14 protein-coding genes are annotated in these 16,153 nt (G+C 53.9%); 3 read left to right on the top strand and 11 right to left on the bottom strand.

Features of this window, described 5'->3' with window-relative positions; genetic code table 11:
- Positions 1-122: 122 nt before the first annotated feature.
- From BM258_RS16900 to BM258_RS16890, 3 genes are all read right to left on the bottom strand, one after another.
- The gene (locus BM258_RS16900; RefSeq protein ID WP_090074284.1) at positions 123-1,130 is read right to left on the bottom strand and encodes a glycosyltransferase family 4 protein; all 1,008 of its coding nucleotides are present in this window, start codon (positions 1,128-1,130) and stop codon (positions 123-125) included.
- Positions 1,127-1,936, bottom strand: a complete 810-nt coding sequence (locus BM258_RS16895; RefSeq protein ID WP_244544746.1) for a UDP-2,3-diacylglucosamine diphosphatase — start codon at positions 1,934-1,936, stop codon at positions 1,127-1,129. Before BM258_RS16895 ends, BM258_RS16900 begins: the two co-directional genes overlap by 4 nt.
- A gap of 183 nt (positions 1,937-2,119) precedes the next feature.
- Positions 2,120-3,025 (bottom strand): DMT family transporter, encoded by a 906-nt coding sequence (locus BM258_RS16890; protein WP_090074283.1) that lies wholly within the window; start codon positions 3,023-3,025, stop codon positions 2,120-2,122.
- Positions 3,026-3,326: 301 nt separating this feature from the next.
- Between BM258_RS16890 and BM258_RS16885 the strand changes: the two genes are divergently transcribed.
- Both BM258_RS16885 and BM258_RS16880 read left to right on the top strand, forming a co-directional pair.
- A complete protein-coding gene (locus tag BM258_RS16885) occupies positions 3,327-4,385 on the top strand; it encodes a DMT family transporter (RefSeq protein ID WP_139229301.1) in 1,059 nt (352 codons plus the stop codon).
- Between the two features lie 6 nt (positions 4,386-4,391).
- A complete protein-coding gene (locus BM258_RS16880) occupies positions 4,392-4,856 on the top strand; it encodes a GIY-YIG nuclease family protein (protein WP_090074279.1) in 465 nt (154 codons plus the stop codon).
- 35 nt (positions 4,857-4,891) lie between these two features.
- On the opposite strand, the gene BM258_RS16875 is transcribed toward BM258_RS16880, so the two are convergent.
- Positions 4,892-5,449, bottom strand: coding sequence for an MOSC domain-containing protein (locus tag BM258_RS16875; RefSeq protein ID WP_244544745.1), 558 nt, complete (start codon positions 5,447-5,449; stop codon positions 4,892-4,894).
- Between the two features lie 111 nt (positions 5,450-5,560).
- On the bottom strand, positions 5,561-7,117 hold the full coding sequence (locus tag BM258_RS16870) for a 2-isopropylmalate synthase (protein ID WP_090074277.1): 1,557 nt from the start codon (positions 7,115-7,117) through the stop codon (positions 5,561-5,563).
- 626 nt (positions 7,118-7,743) lie between these two features.
- On the opposite strand from BM258_RS16870, the gene BM258_RS16865 reads away from it, so the two are divergent.
- The gene (locus tag BM258_RS16865; protein ID WP_090074276.1) at positions 7,744-9,456 is read left to right on the top strand and encodes a methyl-accepting chemotaxis protein; all 1,713 of its coding nucleotides are present in this window, start codon (positions 7,744-7,746) and stop codon (positions 9,454-9,456) included.
- A 155-nt stretch (positions 9,457-9,611) separates the two neighbouring features.
- Here BM258_RS16865 and BM258_RS16860 read toward each other — a convergent pair whose 3' ends face one another.
- The 6 genes from BM258_RS16860 to BM258_RS16835 form a co-directional block, all read right to left on the bottom strand.
- On the bottom strand, positions 9,612-10,283 hold the full coding sequence (locus BM258_RS16860) for a hypothetical protein (protein WP_090074274.1): 672 nt from the start codon (positions 10,281-10,283) through the stop codon (positions 9,612-9,614).
- Positions 10,284-10,376: 93 nt separating this feature from the next.
- Entirely contained in the window at positions 10,377-11,303 is a 927-nt protein-coding gene (locus BM258_RS16855; protein ID WP_090074273.1) for a PhzF family phenazine biosynthesis protein, read from the bottom strand.
- 166 nt (positions 11,304-11,469) lie between these two features.
- Positions 11,470-12,489, bottom strand: coding sequence for a ketol-acid reductoisomerase (gene ilvC, locus BM258_RS16850; RefSeq protein WP_090074271.1), 1,020 nt, complete (start codon positions 12,487-12,489; stop codon positions 11,470-11,472).
- A gap of 164 nt (positions 12,490-12,653) precedes the next feature.
- The gene (locus BM258_RS16845) at positions 12,654-13,397 is read right to left on the bottom strand and encodes a pyridoxine 5'-phosphate synthase (protein WP_090074269.1); all 744 of its coding nucleotides are present in this window, start codon (positions 13,395-13,397) and stop codon (positions 12,654-12,656) included.
- A 127-nt stretch (positions 13,398-13,524) separates the two neighbouring features.
- Entirely contained in the window at positions 13,525-14,067 is a 543-nt protein-coding gene (gene ilvN, locus BM258_RS16840; protein ID WP_090074267.1) for an acetolactate synthase small subunit, read from the bottom strand.
- Positions 14,068-14,107: 40 nt separating this feature from the next.
- Complete coding sequence (locus BM258_RS16835; protein WP_244544743.1) at positions 14,108-15,877, bottom strand: acetolactate synthase 3 large subunit; 1,770 nt, start codon at positions 15,875-15,877, stop codon at positions 14,108-14,110.
- Positions 15,878-16,153 lie beyond the last annotated feature (276 nt).

Below are 16,153 nucleotides of genomic sequence, written 5' to 3'. Positions count from 1 at the left end.
GGCAAGAGCCCTGCCCCCGCAATAAGGACGCCTAACGCGTCCTCCTTGCCTGTGGTCATACCGTTATAGATCGCCCAAAGCTCCAGAACCCCAAAGCCCCAGAACCCCAGAGCCTTGTCGGATCAATCAGGATGAATCTTGGAAATATTGGAAAGAAACTGGTTGGCGCTCGCTTCCCAGCTATATTGCTGCGCATAGGCCAGACAAGCCTCCGGATCGATTTTCAACGCTTCTACCACAGCCTCTTCCAGATCGTCTTTCAAAGCCCCAACACCACTGTCTCCAATGACATCCAGCGGTCCCATAACCGGATAAGCCGCCACAGGCAATCCTGAAGCCAGAGCTTCCAGAAGCACTATACCGAACGTGTCGGTTTTGGACGGGAAGACGAAGACATCGCATGAAGCGTAGATGTCGGCGAGCTCCTTGCCTTCCTTGAGCCCCAGAAATTTGACATCCGGATAGCGCTCTTCCAGAGCAGCCTTTTGCGGGCCATCTCCTACAACGATCTTTGTGCCCTCGACCTTCAGATCAAGAAAGGCCTCGATATTCTTTTCTACCGCAACGCGGCCAACATAGAGCAGCAAGGGACCGGGAAAATCGAGCACCTTCTCTTTGCGCGGATGGAACTGTTCAAGGTCGACACCGCGCCCCCAATAATGAAGCTGATCAAAGCCGCGAGCCTCTAGGTCGCGCTTCAGGCTTGGCGTGGCCACCATGCAGCATCGCCCCGGATTGTGAAACCAGCGCAAGGCCGCATAGGAAAGCGACAGCGGAATGGGGAAACGCGCGGCAAGATATTCAGGGAAGCGGGTGTGGTAGGAAGTCGTGAAGGCCTTGTTCGACTTTCTGCAATAGCTTCGCGCCCAGAATCCAAGCGGCCCCTCGGTGGAAATATGCACATAATCGGGATTGATCTCTTCGATCTTTCTGGCGACGCCGCGCCGCATTGTCAAAGAGAGGCGAATTTCCGGATAAGTCGGGCAAGGAACCGTCTTGAAATCAAGAGGCGTCAGATAATGCACCTCCATTCCCTGCTTCTTGACTTCCTGGCCCAAACGATCGAGCGAGCGAACAACACCATTGACTTGTGGATGCCAGGCATCCGTTACGATTAAGAGTCCACTCATGCAAGTGCCTTGGTTGGGGTATGGTTTTCAAGTTGGGGAACGGTTTTTGCACCTTCGCTCCAGTGGATCAGTTCGAACCGTCCGTCCGGATGCTCGACAATTGCGGTGCAGCTTTCCACCCAGTCGCCGGTATTCAAATAGGAGATACCAAACTTCTCATGCATTTCCGCATGATGAATATGGCCGCAAATCACGCCATCAACGTCAAATTTGCGCGCTTCCTGCGAGAGAGTTTCCTCGAAGGTGCCAATGAAATTGACCGCGTTCTTTACGCGCATCTTGGCCCAGGCCGAAAGAGACCAATAGCTGAAGCCGAGCTTGCGGCGCAGAATATTGAGCACGGTGTTCAGCCCCAGAGCAAAGCTGTAGGCCCAGTCGCCAAGATGGGCGAGCCACTTGGCATGCCGCACCACCATGTCATACTGATCCCCATGGATCACCAGCAACCGGCGACCATCTGCGGTTTCGTGAATGTCATGTTCCTTGACCTCCACACCACCGAAATGGGCACCATAATAGCTGCGCAGAAATTCGTCATGGTTGCCCGGCACATAAATGATGCGCGCCCCCTTGCGAGCCTTGCGCAGAAGCTTCTGCACCACATCATTATGCAACTGCGGCCAATGCCAACGCGCTTGCAGGCGCCAGCCATCGACGATGTCCCCGACCAGATAAATCGTCTCTGCATCGTTATATTTGAGGAAATCAAGCAGCATTTCTGCCTGACACCCGCGGCTACCCAAATGAACATCGGAGATGAACATGGTCCGATGTTTATAGAGCCCTTCATCGCTGGACTGATTCATGTGCCTGCTCTGATTCACGTTCCGTAAGTGTTTGGCCACTTTTAAGAACGCGCTGTCTCACTTTTGTGACAGTCAGGGCAAATGCCATCTAAAAGACTGATCCTTTCCCCCATCCTGAGGCAAAGAGCCTGTTTTCTGGCCATTTCAGCAAGGAAAGCGAGTTTCAGAGAAGAGAAGTCACGCTCAGAGCGGCTTTGCCTGACGTTCCGCCTTGCGCGAAACACCCAGCTGCCGCTCGCGATAGACAACAAACATGCCGGCCAGAACGACAATCCCCCCGCCGATGACCACAGCGTGACTCGGATACTCGCCAAAAATCACAATGCCGATCACCACATTCCAGACCACGTTCACATAGTCGAACGGAGCAACAAGCGACGCTTCGGCCACGCTGTAGGATTTGGTCATGAGGATCTGCCCCAAGCCACCGAAAACCCCGGCCAGAACCATCAAGCCGAAGGTGCGCAAATCGGGAATGACCCAGCCCCAGTAAATGGTGATGAGCGAGAAGCAGGAGGCCGTCACGAAGAAATAGAAGATGATCGCCGAATTATTCTCGGTTTTCGTCATCTGTCGGATCAGGATTCCAGCTAGCCCGGTGAGCACGGTTGAGCTCAGACAGAGAATGGCGCCCAGCAGGCCGACATCCCCCGTCGAGCCACTCAGACGCGGTGACAAAATGATCAACACCCCGATAAGGCTGATACCGACTGCTGTCCAGCGATATGCTTTGACAACCTCCTTGAGGAACAGGGCCGCCATGGCCACAATCATCAGAGGATTTAAGAAGGAAATCGCGGTGGCTTCGGGCAACGGCAAAAGCGAGACCGAGGTAAACCAACAAAACATGGATGTCGTCCCCACCGCAGAGCGCCTCACATGCGCCCATGGATTCTTCGTGCGGATACAGTCGCGCCAGTCACTCTGCCATGCGGTTACCAGCAAAAGCGGCGGCAAGGCGAAAAAGCAGCGCGCGAAGATGACTTCCCCAATGGGCATGGACGTCGATGTATATTTAATCATGGCAAGCATGACCGCAAAAAACATCGTCGAAGCAATCTTGAGTCCAATGCCATATAGGGCGTTCATATCTGATCTTCCCGACTGACGGTTCTGCTAGCATAATGACGGATTGGCCAGTCTCAAAAAGACTTTTGCCTGACGGTCATGAAGACGGAGGAGACAAGGGGCAACTGCACCATGCAAGGGTGAGGCTCTCATTCTCGTCACGCTTTGCCAGAAAGATCAAGAAAAAACTGGCGCTTCCCCCCACAACAAAGGGCCCCCCTTACGTACTTTTCCTAAGCCACTCAGGAAAAGTCGAAGCCATCGCGCATTCATCACTATAGTCGAAGCTATCACGCTATAAGATTTACAGCATTGATTTGTTGTGCTACTCAACAAGTCCCATCCGATACCGGACAAAGCCGAAAGCATATTGAGCCTTGGCGGCGAAGAACGCTCCGGTCTGGACAGCCAAGACAGAGTTTCCTCTTCAATGACGTCCGTAAAGCACACCATTAGCAAGGCCCTGACTGCCTTCGACGGCATGCCGAGCTTCTTGCAAGCCGTTCTGGTCATGTTTATCGCCATGATCGGCTTCACGCTGCAGGCAGGCATCGTAAAAGAGCTTGGGCAGGATCTGCATGTCAGCCAGATCATCGTCATCCGGCAAGCCTGGATGATCGTCTTCCTGCTGCCCCCGATGCTTAAATCAGCCCGTGGCGACCTCAAGATCCATCGGAAGGATCTGTTCCTCTGGCGTGCTTTCTTTACCTATCTGAGCATCTTGGCGGGTTTCACGGCGATCATCCAGTTGCCTCTGGCAACCGCCACGACGATGAGCTTCACGCGGACATTCTTTCTGACCATTTTTGCTGTGCTGTTTCTCAAGGAAGCAGTAGGCATGCGCCGTATCGGAGCGTTGGTGGTTGGCTTCATTGGCGTATTGATTATCGCGCGCCCGTCTGAATTACTCGCAGCGGGCATTGGTGGAATCGACCAGAACCTGCTTCTGGCTCTTGCCGGAGCGGCTCTTGTAGCGGCCAACCAGACCATCGTACGGGTTCATCTGCGCTATGACCGGCCAACCATCATTGTGACCTATCAGGCCATCATCATCGGGCTGGCGCTCGTCCCCCTTGCCTGGATCAACTGGAAGCCGATGACCCTGGGCCAATTCGGCCTTATGGCTCTAATTGGCGTTTTGGCGAGCTACGCGCAATGGCTGATGCTTCACTCCTTCAAGCGCGCTGAGGCAACTGCACTGGCGCCCTTCGACTATCTGCGCCTTGTCCTCTCGGCAGCCCTTGGCTGGTACATGTTCAATGAGTGGCCAGATGTTTACACATGGATCGGCGCGGCCATCATCTTCGCGTCCACCTTCTATATCATGCGCCGCGAAGCCAAGCTGGGCAAAGAACGCAAACTGCAACCACCGAAATATTAAAGCCCGATGCCGCAAAGCCATATTCTTGCTCACAAACCCCTCGCTGCGGCCCTTGAAGCCCTTCCGGTACCTGTTTTCAAGGGCAACCGGCGCGCACTCGTCAAATGCCCCAATGCTGGCGGGGTCTATCTTGTGGCCATGATTCTGCCGCGCCGCACGAAGATCCTGCGGCCAACACCAGCCATCCTGCCTCCCGGTCTTTATGTCTATGTAGGCAGCGCCCATGGCCCCGGCGGGTTGCGCGCGCGCCTTGCTCGCCATCTGGCAAAAGAGAAGTCGGTACGCTGGCATGTGGATCAGCTAACGATCCGCGCCAGTTCCCTGCATGTCTGGGCGTGGCTGGATGGTTCCGAATGCGCTTTGGCGGCTCATCTTGCCAGCCAGGATGCCTTTTCAATTCCTCAGCCCGGCTTTGGCAGCTCAGACTGCACCAGCTGCGAGAGCCACCTCTTTATGAGCCCACTCGGCTAGCTCAACAACAAGAGCTATCAGGAAGAGCGAGCGCCTCACACCCGCTCCAGCTTGCGCCAAGGTTCATCAGGCAATGTCACGGTGATCCTGTCATCAGGCTTCACCATGCCCCCTTTGCGCACGATACCCATAACGCCAGCCTTGCGCACAAGATCGCCCGCTTCATCCTTATAGACAAGCTCCTTGAGCAGTCCCGGCTGCCAGGCCTCGATCTGGGAACATGGATTGCGCAATCCCGTGATTTCCACTTCTGCTTCATCACCAATATGAAGCACAGCCCCCGTTGGTAGGGCGAGCAGATCAATGCCACTTGTGGTGATATTCTCCCCCATATCGGCCGGTTTCACCGTAAAGCCCTTTTGCGCAACCTCTTCGAAAAGCTCTTGATGCATGAGATGAACCTGCCGCAGATTAGGCTGGTTTGGATTGGCCCGCACGCGGGAGCGATGCTGGACCAGCGCTCCCATATGCGCATCCCCTTCCACGCCAAGGCCTTCAAGCAACCGGATCGCGGATTTCTGCTTCTTGGAAAATGCATGTGCTTTATCAAGACTGACCGCGATAACGGTTCCTTCAAAATTCTTCTCAATCAAGGCAGAACCTCTCTCTCGCGATTGGAGGACGGGGGATAAGAATAACCAAACATAAAAAAGGAGGGAAGACAAAGTCTACCCTCCTGATATGTCAATGATTTGACTGTCTGATTACTCTGCAGCACTCGTCTGCGCGTTGTGCACTTCCTTCTCCCGGCGCACGATCAGCTTGTTGAGAGCAGAAACATAGGCTTTGGCGGAAGAAACCATGGTGTCTGTGTCCGCAGACCGGCCAGTCACCGTGTGATCACCCTCGCGCAGGCGGCAGGACACTTCGGCCTGAGCGTCCGTACCGGCGGTCACAGCGCTCACTTGATACAGCATCAGGCGGGCCTTGTGCGGGATCATCTGCTTGATGGCGTTGAAGATCGCGTCGACAGGACCATCACCGGTGGCTTCCTTGGTGACATGCGTGCCATTCATATCCAGCGTTACAATGGCTTTCTGTACGCCACTGGTGCCAGCAATCACGGTCATCGCGATTACCTTGATCTTATCGGAAGCGGCGCCGACTTCATCATCCACCAGCGCTTCGATATCTTCATCAAAGATGTTCTTCTTCTTGTCCGCCAGATCCTTGAATCGATTGAAGGCATCCTGAAAAGCATTCTCGCCCAGATTATAGCCCAACTGATCCAGCTTCTGCTTGAAGGCGTGACGACCCGAATGCTTGCCCATGACCAGATCCGTGCCACCAACGCCCACATCTTCCGGCTTCATGATCTCGTAAGTTTCGGCATTCTTCAGCATGCCATCCTGATGGATACCGGATTCATGCGCGAAGGCATTCTTGCCGACAATCGCCTTGTTATACTGCACAGGAAAAGCCGAAACGGCGGATACCAGCTTAGATGCACGGGTCAACAGCTTGGTATTGATGCCGGTATTGTAAGCAAACACATCATTGCGCGTGCGGATGGCCATAATGACCTCTTCCAGCGCTGCGTTGCCGGCCCGTTCACCCAGACCGTTGATCGTGCATTCGATCTGACGGGCACCGCCACGCACCGCGGCCAGCGAGTTGGCCACAGCCATACCCAGATCGTTGTGGCAGTGCGCCGAGAAAATCGCCTTGTCAGAGTTCGGAACTGTCTCGATGACCCGTTTGAACAAATCGGCGATTTCGAGCGGGGTGGTATAGCCTACCGTATCGGGAATGTTGATGGTGGTGGCACCGGCATTGATGGCCGCTTCCACGCATTTGCACAGGAAGTCGAATTCGGTGCGGGTGCCGTCTTCGGCTGACCACTCCACATCATCGGTCCAGTTGCGGGCGCGCGTAACGGACTCGATCACTTTTTCATAAACCCGGTCCGGCTCCATCTGCAACTTGTATTTCATATGCACCGGGCTGGTGGAAATGAAGGTATGAATACGGCGCTTTTCAGCGTGTTTGATGGCTTCCCCGGCCCGGTCGATATCCTTGGAGCCAGCGCGGGCCAAACCGCAAACGGTAGCGTTCTTGACCACCTTGGCAATCTCGCTGACGGCCTCGAAGTCGCCATTGGATGCGATGGGAAAACCGGCCTCGATCACGTCGACGCCCAATTCATCCAGAACCTTCGCCACCTGCAACTTCTCTTCCAACGTCATGGACGCACCGGGAGACTGTTCACCATCACGCAAGGTTGTATCGAAAATTACAATGTCGTTATTCATAGAACTCATCCTGCTTTTTGCCACTGTGGCGCATGGGTCTGTTCACATGCAAAGCCAACAAGCGGCTGGAATATTTCCTGCTGCCTAAAAGTTTGTAATCCCCTGAAGATCCGCCGCCGATGAGATCAGCGCCTGTCGATGTTCAGGGGCAGATAAGGAGGAGTAGTTCGGAATTTAGGCGAGCGAGAGCGTTGGGAGCGGATAGCTCAACCAATTTGATCTGACCAATTGTGCTCTCTGGAGCGGCCATAGAAATCTCTCTCACACATTTGCAGAGCCTGTTTTGCATCTCTGCCATTCAGTAGGAAAATCTGTAACCGATTAAACGCACGGAAACAAGAGGAAATTTCATGCACCATTCCGAGCAAGGATATTAGTTAAACGACGATAGAAATTATTTTCCCTCTTCATAACAACCAAAAAGTGCATAAAGCTAGTTAAAGAAGTCCAGTCCAATAGTTTAGAATTATTACTATCTATTAATTGAGTGAACATCATATTTAGTATTTGTAAATTGCGAATATATAAATGCTTTTTAAATAACTTTTTTCAAATATACAGATTAAGGAAAAGTCGGCCAATAAATATCCAGTATTAGTTGCTGGAAACAAAAATACAGTCGAAAGGCGAAAAATATGAACCTGCTTTCGAAACTGAAGCTCACCCAGAAAGTGACATTTCTGACCATCGGCTCGGTGTTGATCTGTATGATCGCGCTCGCAACGGCAACCTGGTCAACGATCAGCACCAAGATCAAATCCGATGTGCTGCAACAACAGTCCATCAGCATCCGCGTAGCCTCGCAAGTTTTTGAAGCCAGCCTTCCCGATGTAACCGTCACGAGAGACGCATCTGGTGGAATCAGTCGCCTCGTCATGAAAGAGATACCCGCATTCTCCGACCATGACATGATTGACCGCATTGGCTCCATTACCGGCGAGACCGCTACCGTGTTTGCATGGGATGACCAGAGCAGGGATTTCTGGCGCAAGACAACCAACATCAAGAAGCCGGACGGCAAACGAGCCATCGGCACCCCCTTGGGCCAAAATGGCGCTGTTTATCCTGTCGTCACGCAAGGCAAGGCATTCGTGGGTGAAGCCGTGATCCTCGGCGTTCCCTATTACACGCTCTATCAACCGATCTTCTCTGCCTCGAACGAAGTCAACGGCATTCTCTATGTCGGCATCCAGAAAGAACGCGTCCAGTCCATTCTGAGTGACGTATTGCAGAGCCTGCTGATCTCGGCGGTGGTTGTTGGCGCCTTGATTGTGGCCTTCGCCTTCTTTGCCAGCCAACGCATGATGAAGCCTCTGCCCGTCATGACCAATCTGTTGGCAGCGATCTCGCGCGATGACAAGATTTCGGAAATTCCCTACCAGTCTCGCGGAGACGAAATCGGCGATATGGCTGCGGCCGTTGCCGTACTGAATGAAAAGAATGTGCATCGCCTTGAGCTTGAACAGCATAAAGCGGAAACCGACAAAGAACGCGAACTGCGCGAGCAGAAGATGCTGCAAACCGTAACGGCGTTCGATCACGACATTCAGTCCATTCTGGAAGCAGTCGCCGAAAACTCAAGAACCATGGAAGGCACCGCTCAGCGCCTGACGGAAATTGCCGAGACCACGGCAGAACAGTCCAACAGCGCGTCTTCTGTTTCCAACGAAGCGGCAAGCAATGTCCAGACGGTTGCATCCGCCTCTGAGGAACTCTCCGCCTCCATCGGCGAAATCTCACAGCAGCTCACCAAGACACGGTCTGTTGTGTCCCTCGCATCTGATGAGTCGGTTGCCACCAACGAGAAAGTCGAGAGCCTTGACATGGCGGCCCAGAAGATCGGCGAAGTCGTGACCCTCATTCAGGCCATCGCCGAACAGACCAACCTGCTGGCGCTCAACGCCACCATCGAGGCTGCACGCGCCGGAGAAGCTGGCAAGGGCTTTGCCGTCGTGGCCGCCGAAGTCAAGGAGCTGGCCAACCAGACGTCCAAGGCCACCGAGGAGATCTCCAACCAGATTTCCGGCATCCAGACCTCATCTCAGGAAGCGGTATCTGCCATTTCCAAGATCTCTGAAACCATGGCCGAGGTGAATGAATATACCAATTCCATCGCCGCCGCCGTTGAACAGCAGGGCTCTGCGACAATGGAAATCAGCTCCAACGTTCAGCAGGCTTCCGTGGGTACCAGCGAGGTTAACGAACGTATGGCTTCAGTCAGCAGTTCTGTTGCCGATACCCATCAATCCGCCGAGAATGTACTGGAAGCCTCACGCAATGCCGCAGAACAGGCGATGCAACTGCGCTCCCGCATCGAGAGCTTCCTCAAGGATATTCAGGCAGCCTGACGCAGGCGAAGAAGGTCTGGAGCCCATTCTCCAGACCTTGCCGCTATGCCTTGCAGCAAGAAAGACAAAAAAGCCACGGTGCGGAAGACCCGACACCGTGGCTTTTTTTATTCTGACGAAGTTGGCCTTGCGCGCTGGCGCAGCCCTTTCCTCTCTTAGCGATAATGAGAGAGCAGGTAGGCGCGCGTTGCACTCAAAGCGGACATCACCTTCTGAGCGCGCGGTGATTTGCAATAGGCCAGCGACGGTGCAATCGATACCTGGCCAACACCCACATGGGTGTATTTGTCATCATTCTCAAGGAAAGTATCAAGCGCGGTCACGCAGGCCTTTTTATAGCCTTCCAGATCTCCGGCAAGGAAGATGTCCCACACTTCGGGCAGCAGAATGGTTTCGACACCAATCGACTCAGCACCAAGCACATCGCGGCAGGTCTTGAACAGCCCGCCGGTCGCTTCCATGGTAGAAGGCGCGGTAACGAGAATGGCGATATCGCTACGTCCCGGATTGGACATGGCCTTTTTGAACACATCATCGGCCAACAGACGGTCGGTCCTCAGAACCGGCGCCCCTTCAACCATCAGACGATCCGCAATCGGGCTGAGCGTCGAGCAGGTGACGAGCAACAAATCGACCCCGCGGGCGCATTCCAGAATGGCGCGCTCGATTTCCGCTCCGATGTCCGCATCGATATATCCAAGTTCGGTCACCTTCTGCAGCAAATCATTCCGCACGAAATGCTGCTCAGGCACCAGATTTGTGCCTTCTAGCGCTTCGGAAAAAAGCGCAATGTTACTCTCGATGCTGTGTAGGAAAGAAAAAGACATTAGGGTCGCCTGGAACAATCTTGAATGAAACAAATAGGTCAGCGGATGGCCTGTTGGTGGCACAATAAGACCAAATTTCACCCAACGCCAGTGTTAAATATACAATTTTCCTTCAGAAACAAGGACGACACGTCCTCCGATTGTCTCACTTGTCAGCCGTCCCTCGGCGACTTCCATTCCCAGTTCGATAATGGACGGGCGCTCCATTTCAAACCCCTGCTCGATGCGATATTTATGGCTTCCCTGTCCGGGCTTGTCGAACTGGCAAATCACGCCGGCAAAGGCTGCAGCAGCAGATCCTGTTGCAGGATCTTCCACAGTACCCGTTCCCGGAGCAAACATGCGCGTGTGAAAGCCGGAATCATGACAGGTGGTTTCGCGCGTATAAAGATAGGCATCGTTATGCTCATGCGCACCAAAGGCCGAACTCCAGCTCGGCATCACCGGTCGCGCCCGTTTCATGGCCTCCAGATTGCGAATGGGCACCATCGCAAAAGGCACGCCGGCCGAATAAGCCGTCGGCACGTGATTCTCAAAGCCGATATCCTTGATGTGCAATCCCAGCGCAGCGGCAATCTCGTCTTTTGAGCCCAACTGCACCGATGCCATGGGCTTGGACAGTTGCGGCACCTCGAACACGGCCTTGCCCATCCCGTCTGACGCCAGTTTGACCTTGGCACGAATGCGCCCCACCTTCTCTTCCAGCAGCATTACGCAATTCTGCTCGCTCTCCAGATCGGGAAAACGCAAGAAGCCAAGCAACACCGCCGCCCCCACAGTGGGGTGACCGGCAAAAGGCATCTCGAAGGTCGGTGTAAAAATGCGCAAAAAGGCACTATGTGCCTTGTTCTCGGGTTTGCAGACAAACACAGTTTCGGAAAAATTGAACTCTCTGGCGATCTTCTGCATCTGTTCATCGGACAAATCATCACTATCGAGCACCACTGCCAGCGGATTGCCCGCAAACAGATCTTTGGTGAACACATCAAGAGTGAAATAGCGATGCTCAGCATTGGACATGTGGTCTCGTTCCGAATTTAATGACAAAAGGACGCAGGGCTTGACAGTATAGGCTTAACCCGTTGGGTGGACCAACATCAAAGCGCGGTAAACCTAAATAAAGAATAAAGAAAAATCCCGATCACGAGGACCGGGATTTTTGTAGAATTTACAGAAGAAAAAACGCTTAGTTCTTTTCTTTGTCGACCATGGCTTTTTCCTTGATCCAAGGCATCATGGCACGCAGTTTGGCGCCAACTTCTTCGACCTGGTGCGCATCGTTGCGGGCACGGATCGCCTTGAACGAGGTCTGGTTGACCTTGTTTTCCAGCATCCAGTTGCGAACGAAGGTGCCGTCCTGGATATCGGTCAGAACATTTTTCATTTCCGCCTTGGTTTCAGGTGTGATCAGGCGAGGGCCGGTAGCATATTCGCCATATTCAGCCGTGTTGGAAATGGAGTAGTTCATGTTGGCGATGCCGCCTTCATAGATCAGATCCACGATCAGCTTCATTTCATGAACGCATTCGAAATACGCCATTTCAGGGGCATAGCCGCCTTCCACGAGGGTTTCGAAGCCAGCACGCATCAGCTCGACAACACCGCCGCAAAGAACAGCCTGCTCGCCGAACAGGTCGGTTTCACATTCTTCCTTGAAGGTGGTTTCGATGACACCCGCACGGCCACCACCATTGGCAGAGGCATAAGACAGAGCCAGATCATGGGCATTGCCGGTCGCATCCTGAGCGATCGCGATCAAAGTAGGCACGCCAGCGCCGCGAACATATTCACCACGAACCGTGTGGCCCGGGCCCTTCGGAGCAACCATGGCAACATCAAGGTCAGCGCGTGGCTCGATCAGGTTGAAGTGAACATTCAGACCGTGAGCAAACAACAGCATGGCGTTTTCTTTGAGATTTTCATGCATGCTGCCATAGTAGATGTCAGCCTGCAGCTCATCAGGGGTCAGCATCATGACCACGTCAGCCCATTTGCAAGCGTCAGCAACGGTCATAACCTTCAGGCCCTGACCTTCGGCTTTTTTCGCGGAAGAAGAGCCTTCGCGCAGACCGATGGCAAGGTTGGCCACGCCAGAGTCGCGCAGGTTCAGTGCATGAGCATGGCCCTGAGAGCCATAACCGATAATGGCAACATTCTTGCCCTTGATCAGATTGATATCTGCATCGCGATCATAATATACGCGCATTATTTCTTCCTTTTTTCTCGCTGTGGGATCACAAAATTACCCGAACAGCCTGATATTTGGTCGAAACCGAAAGATTTGAACTCGGCCTAAAAGATGTCGCGATCAAGGTCAAGCCCAAATATGAACTGGTTGCTCCTTATTGGAGCTGGATTGCTATTGTCCGCTTACAATTCGCTCATCGCCCGCTGAAAACGGCGAACTGTCTCTTCAAATCCGTAAATCAGAGCTTCTGCAATAAAGCCATGACCGATGGACACTTCCCTAATGAAGGGCACTTCCTTCATGAGAGCGGGGAGATTCTCCGGTGTCAGGTCGTGGCCAGCATTCACACCAAGGCCCGCTTCCTTCGCCGCATTTGCTGTGGCAGCCACTTCGGCAAGTCGGGTTACAGCCAGGGCGTCATCTGCATAGCAAGCCCCGTAAGGGCCGGTATAGACTTCGATACGGTCAGCCCCGACAGCAGCAGCCTTGGCTGGCTGATCCGGTTCCGGATTCACAAACAGGGACACCTTCATGCCCGAGTTTTTGATGACGTCAACAGAGCGGCGCAGCAAACCGTCATTCGCCTCGAAATCCCAGCCATGGTCAGAGGTCTGCTGAGAGGGATCGTCGGGCACAAAAAGAACCTGATCCGGCCGCGCTTCCTCGCATAGAGCCAAAAAGCGATTGTCTGGATAGCCTTCAAGGCAGAGTTCCTTGCCGGTGAAATCGGAGCGGATCAAATCCGCCAGATCCCGCACATCCTGTCCGCGGATGTGGCGCTCATCGGGGCGTGGGTGGACCGTGATGCCCTTTGCTCCGGTTTCCAGAGCAATCCGGGCCAATCCCGTGACACTGGGCCATGGCAGGTCGCGCCGGTTGCGCAACACGGCCACTGCATTCACATTCACGCTCAATCGTGTTTTCATAGAAATTCAGTCCTTCCAACGGTAACCCAACGAAAGCCACCCTGGCAGAAGAAGGATTGATCGAGCCATCTGCTTTTTTCAGAAGGCCCGATCAATCGGTTCCCAATCGCTACCCGGAGGGGGATCCTCAGGTTTTATCTTGTCCGCGCCGCAGGGCCACCACACCGGTACGGCACACCTCAACCAGCCCAAGCGGCTGCATAATAGTGATAAACTGCTCGATCTTGTTTTTCCGACCAGTCATCTCAAAAACAAAATGTTCGGCCGTAGCATCGATCACCGTAGCACGAAATGCATCAGCCAATCTGAGGGCTTCCACTCTTTTATCACCAGTTCCCGCGACTTTGATCAAGGCCAGCTCCCTTTCGAGCGGAGCCACTTCGAATGTCGACAGATCAGCGACTTCATGCACAGGCACCAGACGGCCCAACTGCGAGCGGATCTGTTGCAGCACAGGTGGCGTTGCAGTCGTTACGATGGTGATGCGCGAAATATGGTCCTCATGAGAGGTTTCCGACACCGTGAGAGAGTCAATATTGTATCCCCGACCGGAGAAAAGGCCGATTACGCGCGCCAGCACACCCGGTTCGTTGTCCACCAGAACAGAGAGCGTGTGCGTTTCTTCAACGGTCGATACTTCTTCAATGAAATAGGCAGATCCTTGCTGCATCTTGCCGTTCCTTCTTTTGAAATGCGTGTTGCGTTACCGGTCAGACGAGCTTTTTGCCCGCGTCCCCAATGGCCGTTGCGATCTTGCTCGCGTCCTCTGCTTCATCAGAGAAGAGCATATCGTTGTGTGCTCGCCCCGATGGGATCATCGGGAAACAGTTTGCCAGTTTGGCAACACGACAATCGAAAATAACAGGGCCGTCATAGGCAATCATTTCATCAATCGCGGCATCCAGCTGATCCGGCTTGTCGCAAACAATGCCCTTGGCGCCATAGGCCTCGGCCAGCTTCACAAAGTCCGGCATAGCCTCGACATAAGAGTTCGAAAGCCGGTTGCCATGCAACAGCTGCTGCCACTGGCGCACCATGCCCAGATGCTCGTTATTCAGGATCATGATCTTAACCGGCAGGTTATGCTGGATAGCGGTCGAAAGCTCCTGAATATTCATCTGAACGGAGCCATCACCGGCAATGTCGATAACCAGACTTTCCGGATGAGCAGTCTGCACACCCAAAGCAGCCGGGAAGCCATAGCCCATGGTGCCCAGCCCACCGGATGTCATCCAGCGATGAGGCTCTTCAAAGCCAAGGAACTGGGCGGCCCACATCTGATGCTGCCCCACCTCGGTGGTGACATAGTAGTCCTTGCCCTTCAGCTTTTCATTCAGGCGCTGCAAGGCATATTGCGGCATGATGACATCGTCATTGGGCCGGTAGGCCAGACAGTCGCGCTTGCGCCAGATCTTGATCTGCTCCCACCAGGTCGCCAAGGCTTCCTTGTCGGTTTTCTTGCTGCTGGCCCGCCAGATACGCACCATATCTTCCAGAACATGGCCGACATCACCAACAATCGGCAAATCCACCCGAACAATCTTGTTGATCGAGGACGCATCGATATCGATGTGGATCTTCTTGGAGTTGGGCGAGAAGGCATCAAGCCGCCCGGTGATGCGGTCATCAAACCGCGCCCCGACGCACAGCATCACATCGCATTCATGCATGGCCATGTTGGCTTCATAGGTGCCGTGCATGCCCAACATTCCGAGCCATTCCTTGCCCGATGCCGGATAGGCACCCAGTCCCATCAGCGTGGACGTGATAGGGAAACCGGTAAGGCTCACCAGCTCGCGCAGCATCTGACAGGCTTCTGCGCCTGAATTGATGACGCCGCCGCCGGTATAAAGCATCGGCTTCTTGGCAGAAACCAGCATTTCAACCGCTTTGCGAACCGCATCCAGATCACCCTTGATCTGCGGATGGTAGGTCTTGTGGCTGACATTGCTCGGTCCATGATACATGCCGCTCGCGAACTGGACATCCTTTGGAATATCAACAACAACCGGCCCTGGTCGACCGGAACGTGCAACATAGAAGGCCTCATGCAGAATGCGCGGCAGATCCTCAATGGAGCGAACCAGATAGTTATGCTTGGTACAAGGGCGCGTGATGCCGGAGGTATCGCACTCCTGAAAGGCATCAGATCCGATCAGGGAGGTTGGAACCTGCCCGGTAATGCAAACCAGAGGAATGGAATCCATCAGCGCATCGGCCAGCGGGGTCACGGCATTGGTGGCGCCAGGACCAGAGGTCACGAGCAGCACGCCGACTTTGCCGGTTGAACGGGCATAGCCCTCTGCTGCATGGCCAGCGCCCTGTTCGTGGCGCACGAGAATGTGACGAATATCTTCCTGCTGAAAGATTTCATCATAGATCGGGAGAACCGCGCCCCCAGGATAGCCAAAAATATGGTCCACACCCTGATCTTTCAGAGCACGAATAACCATCTCAGCACCCGTCATCTGCCGTGTCATTCATCCATTCCTTAAACCCGAGCCTTCGCACAGCACGAGGCTCCATTTTATCAGTCATCTGTCAGAAATCGATCAGAACGTCTGATCACTCCTCCCGACAGCCTTGGCCCTTCCGCCCGCAAACCTTGTATCCACCAAGAAACACGCTTTGTCATTTCCAATCAGGCAATAAAAAAGGGCCCCTCAAAGGCCCTAGACGCGCACCACCATTTGCAATGATTACCCAATCATCACAGCAGCGCGCCTACCCACTAGAATCACAAGAATATTTCGCAT

The organism is Cohaesibacter marisflavi, assembly GCF_900115225.1.
In the GTDB taxonomy this organism is placed as follows: domain Bacteria; phylum Pseudomonadota; class Alphaproteobacteria; order Rhizobiales; family Cohaesibacteraceae; genus Cohaesibacter; species Cohaesibacter marisflavi.
The sequence above is the reverse complement of the archived record's forward strand: the minus strand, read 5'-3'. Positions and strand labels throughout refer to the sequence as shown.